Source organism: Mycoplasma sp. 11548, from assembly GCF_055523555.1.
In genome coordinates this window covers 1026239-1049966 of sequence record NZ_JBVFVF010000001.1, presented here as the reverse complement: position 1 = coordinate 1049966, position 23728 = coordinate 1026239, and the positions used below count along the sequence as shown (strand labels likewise).

Here is a 23728-nt window from a genome sequence, read left to right as displayed (position 1 = left end):
TTAATTGTTAAATTTAAATTCAGGGTATTCTGCACTTACTCCGTTTTTAAATAAGCGAGTTTTGATATTTGGATATAATTTGGCAAGTGATTCTTTATATGAATTTTGTTGGTCCTTGCCTCCTCCGTATATTAAATCATATTGTGGTAAATTATAATCACCAAATAATCCTTGGTAATTAAATCCTTCAGATCTAAAAGCGGCGGCCATCCCAAAAAGTGTATTATTAGCAATTGAGTGGAAGATTCCTACTAATTCATTTTTTTGGTTTCGTACTGATGAACCTGAGGCTCCTCCAGGGGCTTCATAGTTAGCAAGTGCATACCCAAGTCCCATTTGAATTAGTTTAGTTGATTTATTATTGTAAGTAACAGTTAAAGGTGCTTCAATATTATTAACAAGAGGCCAAGTTAAAAACGAATCAAAAATACCAGGTTTATCTTTAAAGGTAGTTACTGAAACATGGTTTGTTAAACGGTTACCTACAATTTCAGGTATTTTAGTTAATGAATCATAAGAAGTAACTTTATCAATTAATAAGTAACTAGGATCTTTAGCAACATTATTGGTTCAAAGATTCATTTGACCTAAATCAATATTATAAGCTTCTTCAATATATTTTTGGGCCGCTTGAGGGTTATTTGCTTGGTTTTGAGGTATTGGGATACCATGACCAAAATTTGAAGGATAACCTAGGGCAAGTAAGTAATCTTTTGAATTTGCAGTTCTTGCATTATTGTTTGCTAAAGGTGTATCAATAGGTTCGTAATTTTTTAAATACGAATCTTTTAGGAAGGTAGTTTGTTTATCTTCTGTTTTAGTAGCATAATTATTAGTTAAACGCTTTAAAAAATCTTCAGTATTTAAAAATGCATTTAAATTAGGTTTTGGACTATAAATTTCCAAAGCACTTTTATCATTTACATTAGAAAAATCAATTTCGAAAACTGCTAAATCTGCATACTCTTTATATTCAGCAAATTCTGATTGCTGTTTTTGGGATAAATAATCTTTAGGGTCTTTTTTAAGAAAGTCCACACCTGTATAAACAAGCTTAATTTTATTTCTTAATTCAGGTTTTGTTAAATCAATTTTAAATTTAGTAAATCATTGATTAAATACGCCTTGTGAATCTTTTTCAGATTCTAGTCTATCTTTAGTTGAAATAGTTTGGTTTAATGGTGTATCTTCATCAACGCGGCCAATTCAAAATGTTTTAGTGTCTTGACCAAGGTATGAAACAACATGCAAGTTGCTTGCTAAATATCATTTAGTTGGGTATTTACCATCTTCAGATAGTTCATAATCTAATATTCATGCTGTACCTGAATATTGTCTTCCAGCATAGGGGTCATTTGGATTAGCTGAATTATTGCCTGAATTATCAATAGTAATTGCAAAAGTTTCTAGTGCAACGTCTTTGTATTTTTCATGGGTTAAAGTTCTTCCTAGTCCTTTACCATGGGATTTATTTGCACCAACTAATAAATTTTCAATATCACTTGGAGGAATAACTACTTTCTTTTGAATATTTAATCCATTAATTATTCCAGATTCATTATAACTTGGCAAAGTAAATGATTTGTAACGCGAATTATCAAAATTGTCTAGTCCCAGCTTTTTAGCAAGATCATCATATTTATCTTTGTATGATTGATTTGTATCAAGATTATGTTGTAATTGTAATACATCGCGCTGCGCTTGCTGAATTTGCTGATTATTTCGGTGTACTTCATTAATTTGTCTTAGTTGATCCACTACAAACTTATTGTCAAAATCAAACCTTTGTGCGTTATTATAGTTAACAAAGTAATCCAAACGAGTTTGGTCTACATCATTTAACTCTTGATTAGGATTTTGAGTTGTATTATTGCCGTGGGTTGGTGGTGTATTTGTTTGAGTATTATTTTGATTTGGGTTATCTACCTTTGCGGGTGGGTTTGGATCTGCTGGTTTTGTATCTTGTGGTGGATTAGGGTCATTTGGAACTTGCCCAGTAGAGTTTCCAGGATTGGTAGAATTACCATTACCAGGATTTGGGTTAATAGGGGCTGGATCTGGCTGCACCGGCGCTGGAGCAGGGCTTACCGGTGCAGGCTCTACTGGTTTGGTAGGTTCTTGGGTATTAGTGCAACTTACGATTGCAAGAGGCAAAACTAAAGAGGAAGTTGTAAGTAATAAATATCATTTTTTCTTCATAATTAATATCTTTCTTATTTAAATTTAAATTCTTCAGGTATATTATTAAACCCTTGAGGGAATAACATTGTTTTAAGATTTGATCTTTCTTTTATCATAGTTTCACGGTATGAGGTATTTTGATCTTTACCACCACCATATACTAAATCATATTGAGGTAAGTTATAACCACCATATAAACCTTGATAGTCAAAACCTTCAGATCTAAAAGCAGCTGCCATCCCAAAAAGGTTTTGACTTGCAATTGAGTGGAAGATTCCGATTAATTCATTTTTTTGGTTTCTTACTGATGAACCTGAAGCTCCTCCAGGAGCTTCATAGTTAGCTAAACCATATAGCAAGCCCATTTGCATCATATTAGTTGTTTGACCATTATAAACAGTAGTTAATGGATCACCAGTTTGCCGAATTAATCCTCAAGTTAAAAAAGCATCTGAAAGACCAGGTTTATCACTAAAGGTAGTAGCACCAATATGCTGCGTTAATCTATTACCAGTAATAGATTTATTTTCTTTAAATTCAAAACCTTCTTTATCAGTATGAACATGTAAGTATTTAGGGTTTAATGACAGTTCATTAGTTCATAAATTCTTGTTACCTAAATCTAGATTATAGGTTTTTTCTACATAGTTTAAAATACCATATGGATTAGTACCATCATCAGCTTGTTGTTGTACACTTTGTGGTCAAGTAACAGAACGGTATCCAAAAGATTGTGGATATCCTAATGCATATAAGCGATCAGTTGTTAGTTCCGTAAAGTTAGCTAATTTAGTATTAATTTTTTCATAATCTTCTAAATATGAAGTACTTAAAAACTGAACTTTATTTTCTTCTTTACTTGCAAAATTATTAGTTAATTTTTGCAAGTAATCCTGTGCATCTTTAAAGTTCTGATTTGCTTCCTTACCTGCAGGAGCATCAATGCTCAATCCTTCATTACTAGTTACATCAGATAAATCAATTTCAATAACAGCAAAATCTGCATATTCTTTATAATTAGCATATTCTTGTTTTTGAGATTCGACTAAATAATCTTTAGGATCAGCTTTTAAAAAGTCAATTGCTTTATATATGACTTTTGCTTTGTTTTTTAAATTTTCTTTAGTTAAATCTAGATTAAACTGAGTAAAGTATTCATTATAATGAATTTCATCAGACGCTTCTGGCCATCCACTTCCTTTGTTCTTAGCTGATAATGTTTTATTAAGCGGAGCATCAGCATCTAACCTAAGTAATTCTAATTTAGTAGTTTTTTCACTTAAATGAGTTGCTACGTGTAAGTTAGTAGCTAAATATCATTTGGTAGGGTATTTGCCATTTTCTGCTAATTCATAATCCATAATTCAAGCGGTTCCATGGTGTTCTTGATTTGAACTCTTAGTTGAATTATCAATGTTAATTGAAAAGGTTTGTAAGCCTATATTTCTATAAATATCATTAGTTAAGGTTCGACCAAAACCAATTCCGCGAGAATTATTTAATTGTGCATTTTCGGATTCTAATTTACTTGGTGGTAGGATAAGTTTCTTTTGGACATTTAAACCTAAAAATTTACCATTAGCATCATAACTTGGAACAGTAAAAGATTTAAGCTTTTGATTTTCTCATGTGTCTAAGCCCAATTTGGTTGCTTTTTGATCAAACTCAGCAATTTTTGCTTGGGGAGCAGTAATTGATTTTTGGTAATCAATAACTGCTTTTTCTTTTTCGTTTAAATTATTATAAGCACTTTTATGATATGCTTCAATTTTATTTAAAAAATCACCATTATCTAATTCAAATCTACGTCTATTGGTAGCATTTACATAATAATCTAAAAGTTTTTGTTGGTTTTCTGAAATGGTGGCTTTAGGTTCGTTTCCTGGGTTTCCTGGGTTTCCTGGGTTTCCTGGGTTTCCTGGGTTTCCTGGGTTTCCTGGGTTTCCTGGGTTTCCTGGGTTTCCTGGGTTTCCTGGGTTTCCTGGGTTTCCTGGGTTTCCTGGGTTTTGAATAATTGGGGCGGGCACTGGGCCCGGTTTAACCGGCTCAGGTTTGTTTTGTGCTTGACAACTTACTGCAGCAATTGGAATAATGCTTAAAGTAGTTAGTAAGCTAAATATAGTTTTCTTTTTCATTATTTATTTACTCCTTATTAATAATTATATTTTACTACTTTAACAATAATTTTATATTTATAAAATAAATATATAATTTATTAATATGATTTATAAATTAAATTCTGACTTTAAGCCTGGCGGAGACCAACCAAAGGTAATTGACTTTATCAGCAAAGGAATAGATAAAGGCCATGAACACCAAGTTATACTTGGTGTTACGGGATCTGGAAAAACATTTACTATTGCCAATATTATTCAAAATTTTGATCGTCCTGTATTGATCTTATCACACAATAAAACATTGGCTAGTCAACTATATAGTGAATTAAAAGGTTTTTTTCCTGAAAATTGTGTTGAATATTATATTTCGTATTTTGATTATTATCGTCCTGAAGCATATATCTCAAGCACAGATACTTATATTGAAAAAGATTCAAAAACTAATGAGCAAATTGAGATAATGCGGATGAAAACTGTAAATTCACTTTTAACTCGTAAGGATGTTATTGTGATTGCTTCAGTTAGTGCAATATATGGTGCATTAAACCCAGCTATTTATTCGCAAAGTTTTTTAAATGTATATGTTGAACAAGAAATATCAATCCAAGACTTTGCACGTAAATTAATAAATATTAAATATGAACGTAATGATGTAAGTGATTTAAGTCCAGGCCAATTTTCTGTTAAAGGAGATATTGTAATTATTAGGCCTGCTGATTCAGAAACTAATGCTTTGCAAATTAGTTTCTGGGGAGATAATATTGAAGAAATATCATTAGTTGAGCATTTAACCAAAGATATTATTAAATCACTAACTATTTATAATTTATCACCTGGTGATGCATACGCAGCGGAAAATTCAATCTATGATCAAATTATTCCTAAAATAGAACAAGAATTAGCAAGTCAATTAACTTACTTTACTAATGAAAATAAGTTAATTGAAAAAGAAAGAATTAATCAAAGAGTAAAAAATGATATTAATGATTTAAAAGAATTTAGAATGTGTAAAGGGATTGAAAATTATTCAATGTATTTAGATGGTAGAGATTTTGGCCAAAGGCCATATACCTTACTTGATTATTTTCCTAAAGATTCATTAATTTTTATTGATGAATCTCATATTACGGTTCCGCAAATCAATGCCATGATTAGTGGGGATCAATCCCGTAAACGTAGTTTAGTAGAGTATGGATTTCGTTTACCATCTGCTTTAGAAAATCGACCTTTATCATTAAAAGAATTTGAAGAAGAATTTGAGTTTAAAAAAATTTATGTTTCGGCTACGCCAAGCCAATATGAACTGAATAAAGCAAATGGTTTAGTTGCTAAAATGTATGTTAGGCCTACTGGCTTAATAGACCCTGAGATTATTGTCAAACCCACTAAAAACCAAATTGAAGATATTTTCGAAATATTAGAAGTTCAAAAACAAAACAATGAGCGGACAATTATTTTAACAACAACCAAAGAATCAAGTGAAAAGTTATCTGAATATATGCAGCAAAGAAATATCAAAGCTGCATATATTCACTCCGAACATACTATTTTTGAACGTAATGAAATAATTAGAAAGTTAAGACTTGGTACCTATGATGTAATTATTGGTATTAATTTATTACGTGAAGGAGTTGATATCCCTGAAGTTTCTAAAGTGCTTATTTTAGATGCTGATAAAGGTGGATTTATGCGTAGTGAAACAAATTTAATCCAAATTGTCGGTAGAGCTTCACGTAATGTTAACGGCCAAGCCATCTTATATGCTGATACTATTTCTGAAGCAATGCATAAATGTATCGCCGATAATCAAGAAAAGCGGAAAATTCAATTAAATTTTAACGAAAAATACAATATAATTTCTAAGTCAGTTGTTAAAAAGATTCCTACTTTACTTGAAGATAAGCAACTCAGTGCTTCAGTAAATAAGATAATGCATACTAAAACAAAAGGTAAAAAAGCAACTAAAAAACACCTTATTGAACAATTGACTAAGGAGATGCTAAAAGAAGCATCTAACCGTAATTATGTAAAAGCTCAAGAACTAAAAGATTTAATTCTTGAGCTTGAAACTGAAGGAGAAAGAAATGTATAAATACCAAGATTTAATTGAGAATAAGGATTCAATTACTTCATGAAGCATTGATGTAGTATCAATTTATGATGCTTTTCGAAAAATCTTTTTATTAGTTATGGATAAAGAGGATAAATTATTCCATGAATTAACATGAAATAATTTTGTCAGAAATTCAAACTTTTCATCTGTTGTAAATAAATATATCTTTTATTTATTTAAATATTTAAAAGGTGATTATATTGGCAAAGATCAAGATATTAAAGATAAATTATCCAAAATAAATCACTATTATTATTTAGATAATAGTGATTATCCAAATCATAAATATCAAGATGAAATTTTAATGATCGCTAAAGATATCTTTAAATTAGCTAAATTAGATGGCGATGTTAAAGATATTATTTTGTTAGTTGAGAATTTTAAAATATTCCAAAACCAAGATTTTAAGGACAAATTATCTAAAGCTAACTTCGAATTCGAACCATTTAATGGTTGTGATATTCCTTGATAGTAAAAACTCCAACGAAAGTTGGAGTTTTTAATAGTTTTATTTTATTTAAGGTATTGTTCTTTGTATATGTTTTGGGGAAGGATTATCGACAGAATTTTTTAGTTTATACATTATTACTTATACTTAAATCAATTATTTCAATTTTTTTATCATCAAGCGATGTAAGTTTATCAACAACAACAAAATGAGTTGTTCTTGATATACTAGTATTTGTGGTTTCAATAGAACTATTAGATCTCACAGGAATATATTTATATATATATTTAATAATCATTTTCTTATTAGTAATTTCAATGTTGTCAATTCAGTATCCTGAGCCTTTGGCATGTCCACCAGAACTATAATGATAAGTATCTAATCCGTTTATAATTAAAATGGTTTGCTTATTAAAATCAACGTTTTTAAATTTATTCTTTATCTCTTTATAGTCTTCTGGAAAATCATCAAGATTGTTTATAAGAGTAAAAATCCTATCTTTTCAGTTGTTAGGGTGATTTTCCAGTCAATTAGCAACTATTTTATCAGTTATTAAGTCACTTTCTTGCGAAAGTTTATCGAGTTCATCCGGTGTGAACCTATCTTTTTTTCTATACTCTTTATTTATTTCATCCAAACGATTAAATAATTCATTATTTAATGTTTTAAAGTTATCATCAATTAATTTATAAACACCTATACCTATAAAGGAAAATTTGACGTTTTCTCTTGATCAAAGGCGTGTATTATTTTCTAAAACATTTTCTCCGTCCCCTCCTCTTGGATAATGTTTTCTAATTCCTGAGTATCCATTTTGTGTTTTGAAATCAGAATAATAGGGCTCGGTAACTTCATTTGAACAAGAACTTAAAACTAAAGGAATTGTTGCTACTACACATAAACCTAAAGAATTAATTAGTTTTTTAGTACGTTTTACTCTTAACATATGTGAATGCCACATCTATTGTATAGTGAAGCCCACAAGTTGGACCAAATCAATTGGTAAAACTTAGGGGGGTTTTTATTATGAAGTTAAAATTAGAAGATAAACTAAAGATTATAAAACTATATAAAACTGGTAAGAGTAGCAAACAAATTGCCGAAATTTTTAATGTAAATATGCGTACAATTCAGTTTATAAAGCATTTGTACAACTTCCACGGATTAGAAATATTTACAGAAAGAAATAAACGACGAAACTTCAGTCCTAGTTTTAAATTAGAAATTATCAAGCAAGTATTAAATGGTAAATCAATCCGCTCTTTGGAAGCAAAACTATTAATTAATTCTGGAATAATTAATTCATGAGTGAAAAAATTTAAATTATTTGGGTATAATGGTCTTATAAATAAAAAGAAAGGTAAAATGCCAATGACCATGCCAAAGAATAATAACCCAAAACAAGATAAAACATTATCTAGAATTAAAGAACTCGAAGAAAGAAATGCCCAGCTTGAAATGGAGGTAGACCTCTTAAAAAAATTGAGAGCCTTGGTTCAACAAAGGACAGAGCAACCAAACAAGAAAAAGCAAAAGTAATATTTGAATCAAGGCATAAATATAAATTAAGATTAATGCTAGACTTTTTTCAATTAGCAAAGTCAACATACTTTTATATTGTTCAAAGTTTTTCAAAAAATGATAAAGATTTTGATTTAAAACAAGTAATAACGAATATTTTTAATGAGAATAAATCCCGTTATGGATATCGAAGAATTTGTTTAGAACTAAGAAATAGAGGTTATATTATTAACCATAAAAGGGTTAAAAGATTGATGAAATTACTTAATTTATTTGGTTTACAGCCAAAATCAAAATATAAATCATATAAAGGTGAAATTGGAAAAATTTATAATAACTTACTCCTTACAAGGATTGTTGACAAAAAGAATCATAACACTTATTATGAGCGAAATTTCAAAACTATAAAATTGAATCAAACTTGAAGCACTGATGTTTCTGAATTCAAAATAGCAAGTGGAAAACTATATTTATCACCAATTATAGATGTACATAACCGCGAAGTTGTTTCATACACAATTTCAAAAAGTCCTAATTTTGAACAAGTGAATCAAATGCTAAATAAAGCTTTTAAAAAGTATAAAAATCTTAATGGTTTAATTTTTCATTCTGACCAGGGATGGCAATATCAAATGAAACAATATCGTGACAAATTAAGTAAAAGAGGTATTAAACAAAGTATGTCGCGAAAGGGAAATTGCTATGATAATTGTGTTATTGAAATATTTTTTGGAACCATGAAAAACGAAATGTTTTATGGTCATGAAAAAGAATTCAAAACTCTAGAAGACTTAGAAAAAGCGATGCGCAAGTATATAAATTATTACAACAAAAAACGAATTATCACAAAATTAAAAGGACTGACACCTTTAGGATATAGGCATCAATCCTTAAATTAATTTTAGTCCAATTTTATGGGTTCACTATACTTTGCAATATGATTTTTATCACTACGATAAATTAAAAAATCATAATAGCCAGCCTTTTGAGCTGTAAACTCTACTGTTTCAGTGTTATATTGCTTATGTGTAGAATTTGTTATTAAGTTATTTTTTGAATTAAAATTTAGATAAAAAACAACGGAAATACTAACAAAACCTGTTATCATCCTAAACAAAAACTTAATTTTATTATTAAATATTGACATATTATCCTTTTCTTAATTTGATATTAATTTTTTACCCATTTTTATTATTAAACAATATCATTGGGATATCAAAATTATAACATAAGTTATTAAACTTAATTTCCGAACTATTTGATTGGATTATGTCAAACAAGATAAACCATTTTCACCTTTATAAAACTTACTTTTAGGTTACTTTAAAATTATAGATAATAAAAAAGTTGACATATAAATGTCAACTTTTTGTACTCCTTTATAAGGTGGAGACTTTTATATATTAATCATTAACGTTTTATTATTCAACTGAAACTTCAGCACCAGCTTCAGCTAAAGTAGCACGGATAGATTCTGCTTCTTCTGGTTTAATGTTTTCTTTAATAACTGCTGGTAAAGCATCTACAACTTTTTTAGCATCCATTAATGAAAGACCAAGAACTGCTTGAACCGCTTTAATAACTGGAATTTTCTTACCGTTATCTGCTTTTAAAACAACTTTAACACTTGTTTTTTCTTCAGCTCCACCTTCAGCAGGAGCAGCAGCAACTGCCATAGCAGCCATTGGGTCAATACCAAATTCTTCTTTCATTGCTTCTACTAATTCCATTACTTCTTTAATTGACATTTCTTTTAATGATTCGATAAATGTTTCTTTTGTTAATTTAGCCATAATTAAATTTCCCTTCTATATATTTAAAATAATTATTCTGATTGTGTTTCACTATACATTTTAAGTGATAAACCTAATTGTTGTAAAGGAGACATCATTGAACGCGCAAGAATTGCAAGTGCTTCTTCATAAGTAGGAAGAGTTGCGACATCTTTAACACCTTGAGCATCAATAACTTTACCTTCAAATGTTCCAGCTTTTACAACCATTAGTTTGTGCTTTTTAGCAAATGATACTAATAGTTTTGCAGCTGACATACCATCATTGTTTGAAAACAAGAAGATATTAGGACCAACTAAATGTTGTTCTAGATCTGCTAGACCATTATTAGCAGCAGCAATTTTGAATAAACGGTTTTTGTATACTTTTACATCAACGCCTACCTTAGCTGCTTCAACTCTAAATTTCTCTAATTCGGCAACTGTAAGGCCACGGTATTCAGCAAAAGCTACAGCAACTGAATTTTTAATTTTATTTGAAATTTCAAGAACAACTTCTTTTTTAGCTTCTTTAAATTTTGATTCTGCCATTTAAGCCCCCTTTCAAAATATTTATATTTGCAATACTAGAAATGAAGACATACATTAGGCAACATATTAAGCTTTAAGATTATTAATAAAGCAGTTGCTGTCTTTATGCATTGCTGCTTTATTATATAATAATTTTTAAAAATTACTAAATAAAATTTTTTTGTTTTGTAATTGTTTTTTGGAAAAGAATTATGTTCTGCTTTTCTTTTGAATTTTAACAATTTTTAAGATTTTATATATTTCTCCCAAAGTTATTTTAAAAATTTAATAAATATTATGTCTAAAATAAGCATAAAAATTCCTATGTTATTAAATTATATGGAAACGTTTCCAGATTGTATATTATACATGTTATAACTATATACTATACATTAATATATTCTTTTTATTTGCTGATAAAGTATTAAAAATTCTATATAAAATGCACAAAATCTTATTAACGTCATTAATTTTTATCTTGAACAGTCCAAACCGCCGCCAACATATTGGTTTTCTACTCATATATATATATATATATATATTAAAATTAAATTAAGGAGATATTTAATTTTAAACAAGTATATATATTTTTTATTAAATAAATCCTTAATTTAAATTAACAAAAACATATAAATATAATATTGAGGACATATAGCTTATGAAATTACGAAAATTTTTATTAATAACAACTAATTTAATATCTATAACCACATTTACCGCTGTATCATGTACCCCAGGTAAAGATGGTCAAGATATTAGTAAGTACTCAATAAAAAGCTTCAGAGTACTTAAAACAACTGAAAATTCTGCTGAATTAGCAGTTAAAATTACTGGTTTAACATCTACTGATAAATTAGATGTTAAAATCGATGATAAAGATTATACCTTTACAGTATCAAATTTAACTAAATTAGGCGAAGATGAATACAAAATAGTTATTACAGGTTTAACTAAGAATAAAGAATATGAAGTTGATGAAATTGAAGTTAATGATGATGTAGACTTCAATATTGATCAAAAATTTAGAACATCAAATGGCGAGCAAGCGCAAAACACTGCCCCCGCTCCAAAAGATCCAACTAATAGTAATGCTAACCAAGAACCACCTAAAGAAGGAAATGTGCCTCCTAACCCAGGTCCTACAGACCCTGCTCCAAAAGATCCAACCAATGATAAAGGCGCCCAAGAACCTCCTAAGACCGACCCAAATCCTGCCCCTGCTCCAAAAGATCCAGCAACAGAAGAACCTGGAACTGGTGTAAACCAACAGGATGAGGAAAATACAAACAATGGTACTGATAATGGATCAACTGGCGCAGATAATCCCGAAAAACCTGCTCTTCCAGAACCTACACCACCTACAGATAATAGAACTGACAAACAAGATGGTGGTTCAACAAAACTAGATGAATCAGAAACTGAAAAAAATAATAGTAGCGAGAATTCTGGAACAACTAGTGCTGAACAAGAAAAACAACAAGAAACAAAAAAACCTGATAATGTAGACTCTACTGGAGGCACCAGCAATACTGATGCTTCAAATGGCAGTGGACAAGCTAACTCTGAAACTGACCAAACTTCCTCAGGTAATTCCGGAAATGGATCTAGCACTGGAGACACAGTTTCACAACCTGACAGCACGAGTTCAAACGGACAAACTGAATCATCAGGTTCAGATAGTACAACTACTAGCCAATCTCCAACTACCCAAGATGGTGGTCAAACCACTCAGCAAGAAAACACTAAAAAAGTAACTTCAACTTGAAGTGCTGATAATGATAAAACTAATGCATCATCAGAGAAAAACTATTATAAATTTGAAGATCAAAAACAAGAAATTTATAAAGAAACATTATTAAGATCATATATTTATACAGACCTAAAACTAGGTGATATTTTACCATTACGTAACTTTATGGCAGCTATCTTAGGGATTAGTAATATTAATGATTTACATGGAAATAATCACGAGAGTAAACACCTAATCAAGGCAGATTTATTAAAACCTAATGCAACTGGCTATGATCATGAAAAAGAAAGTGGTGAATTACATGTTCGAAAACTTGAACATCATTTCTTTGGTGCAAATGGTGACACTGTAAATGAAATAACTTCTTTAATTACTAAATTAGAAAACGCTCTTAAGTATGATATTAAAAATAAAAAAGATGCTTCTGAAACTCAAATTGTGTCTAGCGCTTCTAATGCGTCAACAACAACTGAAGGAATGCAAAAGATTAGGGATGATATAAATAAAAAAGTGCAAGATTTTGTTAATGTTTACCGTAAAGATGGTACTTTAAGTGATGAAGATCGTAAAAAATATGTTGATTCATATTTAAATGTTTATTTAAATGTGGCTCGTGTGCGAGTAATTTTCAGTGAATTAAAAGATCATTATACAACTAATAATTCAGGAAATACACAAGAACCTAAATGAGATGATATTTTCCAGAAAATCTTCCCATATAAAAAGGATTCTTCTTCTTCTTCTTCTTCTTATGAAGGTAAGGAATTTGTAGATAGTTTTTGAACAAAAGGCGGGACAAATACTTCTGGCAATACTGACACAGATCCTAAAGCAGACGCAAACTATATTAAAGTAACTGATCGCCAAGGTATTTTAGATAATCTTTATAAACATATTGATGATCAATTTACTAAAATAACTGAGTCAAACTTAAAAGATATTTTACCTTTAAGAAATACTGTTGCATCCCTTTTAGGTATTGCAGATGTCTCTAATTTAAAAGGAAAAGAAAATAATGGTAGTGGTGCTCAGGATGATAAAGATTGATTAGTTGCTAAAGAACTTTTAAAAGATGGAGTTAGTGATTCTACCACCGACCCATCTTATAATAATATGAAACATACTAGTGGCGATGCTTTGCATGTTCGTAAAATTGAAAAAGAAATTTTTGGGATAAATGGTGATGGCGAAAATAATAATAAAGAACAAACTATTAGAAACTTTATTAAAGAATTAGCTAATAAATTACCTAGTGTAACTCAAAATACTGCAACAACACATTCAGAAACTGCGGAAACTACTGCTCCAACAACAGAACCAGAAAAAACATTACACGATATTAAAGAAAAAGCTAAGAAATTTGTTGCTGCTTATGCAAAAGAAACAAGTTCTGGTGATAATACTAATCCAAAATTTACTAAAATCAATGATACTGACATTGAGAAGGTTGTCAAACTATACTTTAATACATACTTAAATAAAGCTCGTGTTGTTAAGTGAACTTTAGATTGAATTAAACAAGATGCAAATATTAAACCAACAACAAATACTGGTTCTTCAGGAAGTACAACACAATAATATTAATATAATTAAATAATCTATTTTAAAAATAGATTATTTGTTATTTTAATTTATATATAAGAGGTAATATTGTAAATGAAAAAACAACTAAAAAAGATATTTAATTTAGCCTTAATTTCAACTCCACTAATTATTAGTGTTGCGTGTACTAAGGTTCCTGAAACAATAACAAAACCGGATCCTGATCCAGGTATAAGAGATATAACATCTCCCCCTACAAATCCCGGTGGTTCTAATAATCAACAGCCTACTCCACCTACTATTACATTACCAGGCAATCCCGAGAAATTAAATGAAACTAAAGTTAAAGAATTACAAAACTCTAAAACCTTATTAAATTGAGGTGATGAAAGTTTTGCTCAAAAAGTAAGATCAAAAAATTTAACTAATCTTACTTATAGTGATGAAGCAACTAATGTTGCTTCAATTGCTCCATTTAATAAAGAAGTCAAAAGATCCAATGTTATGTACCAATTAACAGTATATTCATTTGCTGATGGCAATAATGATGGAATTGGTGATTTTATAGGTTTAAAAAATAACCTAGATTACTTTGTTAATCTAGGTATTGATACTTTATACCTTTCCCCTATTCACCCAGCTTCATCATACCATGGGTATGATGTAATTGATTATACTGACGTAGCTCCTGAACTTGGGGGGATGCAAGCTTTTGATGAATTTTTAACAGCGGCCCATGCCAAAGGTATTAGGGTGGTTATTGACGTAGTTATTAACCATACTTCGTACGAACATCCTTGGTTCCAAAAGGCTTTGCAAGGAGATCCTAAATATAAAAATTATTACTATATGTATGATAAAAATTCTGATGGTCATGCTAAAGAAGGAACCGATGATATACAGCAAAATTTTATTTATGTAAATGAACCTGGTAAAAATATTCCAAATACTGACTATAAATGAGCCGCAGAATTTTGATCTGGTATGCCAGATCTAAATTTAAAGAATCCTGAATTATTACAAGAGATGTTAAATGTACATAAGTTTTGAGCTGCTAAAGGTGTAGATGGTTTTAGATATGATGCATTTTATCATTTCTTTGATTCAGAAAATATTTATAAAAATACTTCTAATAAAGGTTTAGAGGTTGATTTAATGGCTGAATTTAGAAAGGTTATTGAACAAGAGTATCTTAAAGCAAATCAAAATAATATTTCAAGATCATCTGAAACTGCCTTTATGTTTGGTGAATGATGAGGAAGTTCATCTGATGACAAAGCCAAAGGTAATTGATTTAGTAAAACTGGGCAAAAAGCACTTAGTTCCTTAATTGATGGAACTAAGTGAAAAGATGATGTTAATAATGTTTGAATTCATCCAGGGGATGAATTAAACTTAATTAAATCATTAACTGATTATAAAGGACATAAACGTGAATGAATTCCATTTTTAGATAATCACGACGTTGAAAGATGGATTAACAAATTTAAGTGACAATTACGTGAAACTGAAGTTAATGATGAGCCACACAAATTAACTGATAAAGAAAGATATCGTTACATTGCCGCAATTTTTTCATTATTATCTCGTGGTGGACTACCTACCTTATATAATGGTAATGAGATTTTAATGCAAGGCGGACCAAAAAGTGATGATGATACTAAAGTAAGAGAAGCATATTACTGAAATGATCCTAAGAAAACAGTTTATTTTAAAGAAGCAAAAAATGATGCTGTAGTAGTGCAAACTGGAGCTTCAGTAGGTGAAGGATCAATTGAAAGTATTACTAGTGATCAATCTTCAGCTTATAACTTAATATCTAAATTAATTCAACTTCGGCAAAATTACATTTCACTGCGTGAAATGGATGAAAAATATATTTGGTGGGATTTAGATAAAGTATTAGAATTTTCTGGGAATGATAATGATTTTAAAGGACATAATACAACCCTGAGATTAAATGAAGATGGTACTTTGATTTTAATTCTTTATTCTGATTCACTGGAAAATGAATCAAGAATATCTCTTAATTCAAATTATTATGTTAAGGAAAAATTATTAGGAGAGAATTTTAGGCATACAACTGAAAATAATAAAGATAGCATTATTGCGACAAGGAAAGGAAAATTTGGAGCTTATTTAATAGCTCCAAGATAATAAATAAATTATGAAGTTTAAGAAATTTTTATTAACTAGTTCAAGCATTATATCTCTTAGTACTTTAACGCTTGCTTCATGTACTAACGAAAACCCTGATGCTCCTGATAAACCAAAGCCACCAATTAATGCTAACCCCGACCCAACTAAACCTAATGATCCTGAACCTGGGAATGGTGATGGTAAAAATAAAACTAGCCAAATCAATGAAATTAATCAAAATAAAGAAATTGTTATTGCAATTGATGGTAGTTTAAGACCTTTTTATAATCACGTCATTGATGCTTATAATAAAACAGAAATAGGTAAAAATTATAAGGTTAAAACTGTTTCAAAAGATCTTTGGGGAGCTTTGCAGTTAGCCTTTGATTCAAGTGATCAAGATAAAGATTCACTGGATATTGTCTATATGCCTTCAGATTATATAACACTCTTAACCCAAGCTAAAAAACTTACCTTTCTTGATGAATATATGCCTGAATTATTTAATGAAATAACCAGCCAAATCAAAGCAAGCCCAACTGAAAAAAATATTATGCAACAATTTGGAAGTGTTAATTTAAAACTAAATAATAATAACACTTCTAAATTACTTGGCATTGTGCATAATACAGAAGGATTAACCTTAGCTTCTAATTTACCTGAAAATGAAGCTAAAGAAATTTTAATGGATAGTTCAACTGATACTTTAGTTGAACTAATCAAAGAAGGAAAGATGCTAGTTAGATTCCAGGATTTTTGGTATTCAAATGGGGTTTTTGCAGGTGTTTTTGAAAAAATAAAACAAGATAATCCTGAGCTTAGTGATATTAATTTAATGACTAAGATCTTATATACAAATCCAGAAACTAACAAAGTTTCTTCTGGATTTATCAACACTGATAAATATAATGTTTATTTTAAAGATGCAATTAAAGTATTTACCTCGTTGTTTTTTCCAATTTATGAGGCGGCTTACATAAAAACTGAACAAGAATTTCAAGAAACTCCATGGGCAGCAAAAGGAATTAGCCAAACTGATTTAAAAGCAACTTTATCAAATAATGCCAGTGTTGCTAATGATCGTATTTTTAGTTTGCTAAAAAACAATAAAATTAATTTTACGGTAATTGGTTCATGGGATGCTAAATTATCGCAAAGCCAAGCTAATGCTCAAAGTTTTTTCTCGGTTGTTAAAACTGACGAATATCATGAATTTATCCAGGCTCCAGGGGCTTGAAGTTTTGGAATTAGTTCTAAAAATAAAGATGCTTCGCCTGAACGTAAGGATGCCTTAAAGCAATTTATTAAAACTATCTTTGATATTTCGTCTTATTATGAATTATTTAAAAATGGAACTAATATTCCATTTGTTAAAGAAGTTTATCAAGATTTAAAAACTGCAATTAAAAAAGAAAACCTAGAAGAATATAATAAATTAACTGACTTAGCTAAATCACAAGGTTACCAAACTTACGAAGAATTAAAAGAATTTTACTTCCAAAAACAAGAACAAACCTCTGAACTTTCAGTACTTTACGAACAAGCAACTTGGGGCGAGTCTTGATCATTAGATCTTGATAAAACTAGCCCAAGTTCAGAGCAAAATATGGTTTTAGTTTCATCTTTAAAAGATGAATTAATTAAAAAAGAACCTAATTTAACCGATCAGCAATTTACCGAAATGAAATTGCAAAATATTTTACCATTACGTAACACTGTAGCTTCCTTATTAGGTATTGAAAATATTGATAATTTAAAAGGTAAAAAATTCCCTGAATGAAGTGATGAGCATACTGACAATTGATTAGTTGGTAAAGATTTACTTAAAGAAGGTGTAAAAGAGAGCCAAATGCGCTATGAAGAAAATGGTCGTTATTCTGAGGAATCATTACATATGCGTAAAATTGAAGAATATATCTTTGGAGTCTATGGTGATAATGAAGCTCAAAAACTTGACTTTATTGATAAATTAACTAAACTACTTTGGGAAGATTATAAAAATAATTCTTCTAAAGTGGAAGAATTAAAAACTTCAATTATTAACAAAGCTCAAAGCTTTGTTAATGAATTTAGCAAAAAAGAATTAACTTTAGAAGAAATTACTAAAATAGTTGAAGGCTATTTAGCTGTATACCTTAATCCAGCACTAGTGCGATTTTTCTATGTTAAAGACTTTACTTCATTTCCAAATACAATTTATAATGAAGCGCAAATTGCTGAATTAAAGAATTGAACAAATTATAATACTTGAGGAGAATCTTGATCTAAGAACACTAATACTACTAAAGCAAATGCACAAGAGAATTTTGTTAGTGCACAAGAATTAAAAGATCAAGTTAAAAAACTTAATTCATTGCAAGAACGTGATTATGAAACATTAGAAATTGAGAGTATCTTACCATTACGTAATACCATAGCTTCATTATTAGGTCTTGAAAATGTTAATCTTTTAGTAGGTAAAGAAGATAACCAAGATAAAGAATGGTTGGTATCGCAAGATTTACTTAAAGAAGATAGCATTGATCATCCTTTTAGCTCATTACTTCGCTATAATACTGAAGCTTTGCATATGCGAAAAATTGAAGAATTTATTTTCAGTGTTAACGGTGATAATCAAGCATCAAAAAATGCTCTTTTACAAAATTTAACTGAAGCGCTAATTAAAGACATAAAGGCTCGCAATACCAACAATATTGATGAAATTAAAACTTATGCTTATAGCAGGGCTCAATTATTTGTTGAAACTTATAGCAAAGTAGCAGTTGAGCAAGAAACCATAAAGCAAGCAATAGATGGATATTTAAATGCTTATTTAAATCCTGCGAAAATAAGAGCTTTAGTTCTAAATATTATTCGTCGTCAATCAAAAAACCAAAGTAATGTAAGTGTTTCAGACGAAGTTTTAGAAACTATCTTAGCTTTTGAGGATAAATTTAAAACTAATAAAACAATGAATGTTTTTGGTTCAACTACTAGCATTGCTGATGGAGGATTAGGTATTACAAGATTACAACCAATTCGTCCTGATAATTCTAATCCACTCTTTGAACAAGTATGGAATATTATGAATAAAGAGGTTTTTGGTAACAGAGCAATATATGAAAATATGGCGCGTTATAATATTAAAACCCAGGGTGCTTTTAACTCTGAACTAGGTCGGGAATTACTAATTGCCTCTAATAAATATATTACAACCTTAAATGAAGAAAACAAGAATACAAATTTAGTAATTGATAATTAACTATACAAAAATTAAAACAACAATCTTAATAAAATTAATGATTGTTGTTTTTTCTCATTTTAGCAATGCTTTACCAATTGTTGTCAAACAGTTACTCAACTATCCTTAAATTCCGATTAATTTGGACTATAAACAGTGTTAAATATAACTTATTTGTTTTTAAATACAACTCAAAGGAAGATTTTCTTGTACAGAATTATTTAATTTAGACTTTTATAAAATATATTTTATTAATTAATATTTTTCATATATAATAGTTTTATTATTATAAAATATCATATATAGCAAAGGAGTAGATTATGGCAAGAGAAGGATATACATTAGCATGTCAAGATTGCAAAATGGAAAACTATATTTCTAAGAAAAATAAGAAAAATCATCCTGAAAAAGTAGAATTATCAAAATACTGCTCAAAATGCAATTCTCATACTAATCACAAAGAAAAAAAATAATATATAACATATATAAAAAAAGAAACTGATTTTATTCAGTTTCTTTTTTCTTATTATGTAATCTTAATATAAATTCGACTAAGGTTGCTACTAATGGGCCTTGCGGCTGTTGATTAGCATCAGCAGTTCCAGCAATATCACAATGAATGAAATCGATGCCTTTAGTGAATTCTTTTAAAAACATTGCGGCTTGCGAAGAATCTTGTCTTACTATTTTTGATCAACTGGCTAAATCTGCTACCTTTGAACTTTTATTACCTTTATGAAAATCTTCATGTAGTGGCATACGTCAAACCTTTTCTTGTGCTTCACGCGCTGCTTCATTAAAGATTTCTCATTTTACATCATTGGTTGATCAAATTCCGCTATAAACATTAGATAAACTCGTTAAGATAGTACCAGTTAAGGTAGCAACATCTATAATAGTTGTTGGCTTTAATTTTTCTGCTGCATAATAAATTCCATCTGCTAAGACTAGTCTTCCTTCAGCGTCTGTATCTACAACCTCAACTCATTTACCACTCATTGATTGGTAAACATTTTCAGGTAATGAAGCATCATTATTAATACGATTATCCGTGATGCACATAATAGCACTGACGTTGACTTTAGCTTTAAGTAAAGCTAAAGTTTTAACTGTATAAGCCGCAACTACTGATCCTGACATATCATATTTCATTCCTTCCATATGATATCCTTTTGTATTAACTCCACCTGTATCAAAAGTAATTCCTTTACCTACAATGCTCGTATGCTCAGTATCTTTTGGATTACCTTTATAAGTGATAATTACAACACGTGGTTCATGGGTGCTTCCTTGATTAACTGAAAGAAGTAAATTCATGTTTAAATCTTGAATTTCTTTTTTAGTTAAAACCTCAACTTTTAAATTATCAATTCCTGAAAAATCACTTGAAATGCTTGAAGCAAGCATTTCAGAGTTTAAGAAGTTTTCCGGTGTAATTTGTAAGTTTCTTACTTGGTTTACAGATTTTGCAATTAAAGTTACTTTATTAATTAATTGCTTTTGCTCTAAAGTAGGTTGTTCAATTAGTAAACTTAAAGATTCTTCTTTAGTTTTTGCTTCTTTTTGATATGTTTTTTTGAATAGTTTTGCTTTTGTAAAAATTGCCCCAAAGACAAATAACCGAATTAATTTATCTGTCTCAAAATGATTACTAAAAGCTTTTAAATCTAATACATAACTTCTTTGTAAATTACTTGCAAAATTATTAAATCATTGTGAAAATTCATATCAAGATTGCTTTTCCTTACTAAAATATACATATGATTCATTTGTACTTAATTCATCACTAATTGTAAAATTACGTTTTCCAACAAAATTTGGAAATTCAAAACCTTCAAAAGCAGGTTTTAATAATTGTGTATTTGCATCATGTTTATTGATTATTTTTATCATTATTATTCCTTTTCTAAATATTGTTCGATGGCTAATTTAGCACTTTGGCGGTACGCTTTTTGTAAACCGCCAAAACCTAATAAAGTACCTCCAAAATACCTTACTACAATTACTAGGATATTTGTCAGTTTTTTAATTCTAATTAAATCATAAATAACTTTACCAGCGGAATTAGAAGGCTCGCCATCATCACTAAAACCTCCATTTTCGATCTTATTATTTAAGATTAAATATCCATAGCAAATATGCCTTGCTTTCTTATGCTCTTTTTTGAGCAAATTAATTATTTCTTTTATATTACCTTTATCAGTTATGTTATAAACATATGAGATAAAGGTAGATTTTTTAAAAATAATTTCTATACCTTGTTTAGTCAAAAGTTATTCCTTTTAAATTTCTAACCATTTGTACAAAATGGTTATAAGCTTTAGTTAAATCGAGTTTTCCCTGACTTTTAAAGAAGTTGAATTTTTTAGCATAATCGCTTAAAAGCCCATAAACTTCAATTTCATCTAGCGAAGGTTTGAGCCCTAATTTTTCGAGTTTCTCAGGATAATATTTACTTAGTAAAATATAGAATTTAGTTGCTAAAAATTGTGGCGAGAAATTTTCGTATTTAATTGAACCAATTGCCAATAATTTGATGGCAGGTTCTTGGTCATAGAATTTTGGCAATAAAATACCAGGAGTATCTAAAAATAAAAATTCTTTATTTGCTACCCATTTTTTTTCCTTAGTAACACCAGGGAAATTTTCCACTTTTAAGGATACTTTTTCAGTTACTAAATTAATTAAGGTACTTTTACCACAGTTTGGTACCCCAACAACAAACGATTTAATTTTAGTTTTAATTATTCCTTTTTCAAAATTTCTTGATATTTTTTCTTTATTTATTTCTGTTAATTTACGTAATATTTTATTTTTAGAACTTTGATTACGTAAATCTAGCCACAATAAATGTTCGCCGCTAAATCTCTCATTAATTTGATTTTTTTTGTTTTTATCCATTAAATCAATTTTGGTAAAAATAAATAAGCGTGGTTTATGCGGAGCTATTTTGTCGAAATCTTCATTATATGAACTAATTGGAGCTCTTGAATCTAAGACAACTATAAAAACATCGGCAAGGGCAGCACTATTTTGAATTTCTTTAAAACCCTTGGCCATATGGCCAGGGTATCATTGAACTAGTGTTTCGTGGGTAGTTTCTTTTGTTTCAGTATACATTTTTAACTCCTTTTATTATAAATTTTATCTAAGATTATTCCAGCAGCAACTGCAACATTTAAACTTTCAAAAGCAATTGGTATATATAAACTATGATCTGCGAGGTTTTTTATTGCCTGCGATATTCCATTTCCTTCATTACCTAAGATTACAATAATTTTATCTTCCGAAAATTTAATATCGTTAAGTTTTTGGGCTTTTAAATCAAGGAGCGAAGCATATAAAGTAAATCCTTGATTTTTATAATCTTGTAATTCGTTAGCCAAATTTTTGGTTTGGATAATATTTAAATTAAAGATTGATCCTTGGCTAGCTCTAATTACTTTATCATTAAAAGGATCTAAATTTTCTATGATAATAGTATCAAATCCAAAAGCAAGGGCTAAACGGATGATAGTTCCAACATTACCTGGATCTTGTAAATCATTTAAAGCAATAACTTTATTGACTTTTGCAGCTTTTAACTTGCGTTTATCGCATAAAGCAAGGCAGCTTTGGGGACTAGTAGTTTTTGCTAAATATTGAATGATGTCATAACTAACTTTTGTTGAATTAGGGTAAATTTTTGAATCTTCTGTTTCAAAAATTTCTAAAACTAAATTATTTTTTAAAGCTTCATTAATTAAATGTTGACCAGAAACCAAAAACTTTTGTTCTAAAGTACGGTACTTTTTTTGTTCTAATTTTTTTAAATATTTAATTTTAGGATTTTGCTTACTTGTTAAAGTCATGTTTCAAAAAATCTTTCCCTTTTTCTGCTTCGTATAAAGATAATGATTTAAAATTTAATTGGCGCATGATTTCAAAAGCTACAATACAAACTGAGTTTGCTAAATTAATTGAACGCATTGCAGAAACCATTGGTATTCTTAAACAATTATCTAAATTATTTTGCAAAATACTTTTATCAATACCTGTTGATTCACGTCCAAACATGATTCAAATTTCTTGATTTTGATCATGAATTTTTTGATACTCAATATCACTATATGTTTTTAATCCATAGCGAGTAATATAAAAAATATTTTTATCATGATATTTATTATAAAAACTTTGATATGTATCATGGACTTCGTGGCGAATATCTGAAAGCATGCGTCCAGCTCCCGCTCTTTTTAAGTATTTAGGATGTAAGTCAAAACTTATTGGTTTAATGATATGTAATTTAGCGCCTAAAGCATAACAGGTTCGAATAATATTTCCGGTATTTGGTGAAATTTCAGGTTGGTATAAAACTATATTGATCATAATGTTCCTTTTCATTTAATAATATTA

At 29.3% G+C, this 23728-nt stretch carries 18 protein-coding genes; 8 read left to right on the top strand and 10 right to left on the bottom strand.

The window, feature by feature from the left end; all coding sequences use genetic code 4:
* Entirely contained in the window at nt 1-2199 is a 2199-nt protein-coding gene (gene mip, locus AC0B4K_RS04345; RefSeq protein ID WP_465103939.1) for an Ig-specific serine endopeptidase MIP, read from the bottom strand.
* Nucleotides 2200-2213: 14 nt separating this feature from the next.
* Nucleotides 2214-4316: an Ig-specific serine endopeptidase MIP gene (mip, locus tag AC0B4K_RS04340; protein ID WP_465103938.1), complete on the bottom strand. Its 2103-nt coding sequence runs from the start codon at nt 4314-4316 to the stop codon at nt 2214-2216.
* An 85-nt stretch (nt 4317-4401) separates the two neighbouring features.
* Between mip (AC0B4K_RS04340) and uvrB the strand changes: the two genes are divergently transcribed.
* Together uvrB and AC0B4K_RS04330 are read left to right on the top strand one after the other, a co-directional pair.
* On the top strand, nt 4402-6390 hold the full coding sequence (uvrB, locus tag AC0B4K_RS04335; RefSeq protein WP_465103937.1) for an excinuclease ABC subunit UvrB: 1989 nt from the start codon (nt 4402-4404) through the stop codon (nt 6388-6390).
* The gene (locus AC0B4K_RS04330; RefSeq protein WP_465103936.1) at nt 6383-6883 is read left to right on the top strand and encodes a hypothetical protein; all 501 of its coding nucleotides are present in this window, start codon (nt 6383-6385) and stop codon (nt 6881-6883) included. Before uvrB ends, AC0B4K_RS04330 begins: the two co-directional genes overlap by 8 nt.
* Before the next feature lie 103 nt (nt 6884-6986).
* Here the strand turns inward: AC0B4K_RS04330 and AC0B4K_RS04325 are convergent, their stop codons facing one another.
* Nucleotides 6987-7805, bottom strand: coding sequence for a hypothetical protein (locus AC0B4K_RS04325; protein ID WP_465103935.1), 819 nt, complete (start codon nt 7803-7805; stop codon nt 6987-6989).
* 80 nt (nt 7806-7885) lie between these two features.
* Here AC0B4K_RS04325 and AC0B4K_RS04320 point away from each other — a divergent pair, with 80 nt between their 5' ends.
* The gene (locus tag AC0B4K_RS04320; RefSeq protein ID WP_465103661.1) at nt 7886-8398 is read left to right on the top strand and encodes a transposase; all 513 of its coding nucleotides are present in this window, start codon (nt 7886-7888) and stop codon (nt 8396-8398) included.
* On the top strand, nt 8341-9279 hold the full coding sequence (locus tag AC0B4K_RS04315) for an IS3 family transposase (RefSeq protein ID WP_465103993.1): 939 nt from the start codon (nt 8341-8343) through the stop codon (nt 9277-9279). The genes AC0B4K_RS04320 and AC0B4K_RS04315 overlap by 58 nt, the downstream gene beginning before the upstream one ends.
* A gap of 522 nt (nt 9280-9801) precedes the next feature.
* Here AC0B4K_RS04315 and rplL read toward each other — a convergent pair.
* Nucleotides 9802-10173 carry a 50S ribosomal protein L7/L12 gene (gene rplL / locus AC0B4K_RS04310; protein ID WP_465101833.1) on the bottom strand — a complete coding sequence of 124 codons (372 nt, stop codon included), beginning with the start codon at nt 10171-10173 and terminating at the stop codon, nt 9802-9804.
* Nucleotides 10174-10205: 32 nt separating this feature from the next.
* Nucleotides 10206-10703, bottom strand: coding sequence for a 50S ribosomal protein L10 (gene rplJ / locus AC0B4K_RS04305; protein WP_465101953.1), 498 nt, complete (start codon nt 10701-10703; stop codon nt 10206-10208).
* Between the two features lie 637 nt (nt 10704-11340).
* Between rplJ and AC0B4K_RS04300 the strand changes: the two genes are divergently transcribed.
* The 4 genes from AC0B4K_RS04300 (at nt 11341) to rpmG (ending at nt 19806) form a co-directional block, all read left to right on the top strand.
* Nucleotides 11341-14010, top strand: a complete 2670-nt coding sequence (locus AC0B4K_RS04300; RefSeq protein ID WP_465103934.1) for a hypothetical protein — start codon at nt 11341-11343, stop codon at nt 14008-14010.
* Nucleotides 14011-14088: 78 nt separating this feature from the next.
* Nucleotides 14089-16131 (top strand): alpha-amylase family glycosyl hydrolase, encoded by a 2043-nt coding sequence (locus AC0B4K_RS04295; RefSeq protein WP_465103933.1) that lies wholly within the window; start codon nt 14089-14091, stop codon nt 16129-16131.
* A gap of 10 nt (nt 16132-16141) precedes the next feature.
* Nucleotides 16142-19354 carry a hypothetical protein gene (locus AC0B4K_RS04290; protein WP_465103932.1) on the top strand — a complete coding sequence of 1071 codons (3213 nt, stop codon included), beginning with the start codon at nt 16142-16144 and terminating at the stop codon, nt 19352-19354.
* A gap of 299 nt (nt 19355-19653) precedes the next feature.
* Nucleotides 19654-19806, top strand: a complete 153-nt coding sequence (gene rpmG / locus AC0B4K_RS04285; RefSeq protein WP_465101828.1) for a 50S ribosomal protein L33 — start codon at nt 19654-19656, stop codon at nt 19804-19806.
* Nucleotides 19807-19837: 31 nt separating this feature from the next.
* Here the strand turns inward: rpmG and AC0B4K_RS04280 are convergent, their stop codons facing one another.
* Genes AC0B4K_RS04280 through AC0B4K_RS04260 form a run of 5 tightly spaced genes read right to left on the bottom strand, consistent with a single transcriptional unit; the run spans nt 19838 to nt 23701 of the window.
* On the bottom strand, nt 19838-21226 hold the full coding sequence (locus AC0B4K_RS04280) for a M17 family metallopeptidase (protein ID WP_465103931.1): 1389 nt from the start codon (nt 21224-21226) through the stop codon (nt 19838-19840).
* A gap of 2 nt (nt 21227-21228) precedes the next feature.
* Nucleotides 21229-21603, bottom strand: coding sequence for a YigZ family protein (locus tag AC0B4K_RS04275; RefSeq protein WP_465103930.1), 375 nt, complete (start codon nt 21601-21603; stop codon nt 21229-21231).
* Nucleotides 21596-22453, bottom strand: a complete 858-nt coding sequence (gene ylqF, locus AC0B4K_RS04270; RefSeq protein ID WP_465103929.1) for a ribosome biogenesis GTPase YlqF — start codon at nt 22451-22453, stop codon at nt 21596-21598. Before ylqF ends, AC0B4K_RS04275 begins: the two co-directional genes overlap by 8 nt.
* A 2-nt stretch (nt 22454-22455) precedes the next feature.
* A complete protein-coding gene (locus AC0B4K_RS04265; RefSeq protein ID WP_465103928.1) occupies nt 22456-23184 on the bottom strand; it encodes a TrmH family RNA methyltransferase in 729 nt (242 codons plus the stop codon).
* A complete protein-coding gene (locus AC0B4K_RS04260; protein WP_465103927.1) occupies nt 23168-23701 on the bottom strand; it encodes a tRNA (cytidine(34)-2'-O)-methyltransferase in 534 nt (177 codons plus the stop codon). The genes AC0B4K_RS04265 and AC0B4K_RS04260 overlap by 17 nt, the downstream gene beginning before the upstream one ends.
* Nucleotides 23702-23728 lie beyond the last annotated feature (27 nt).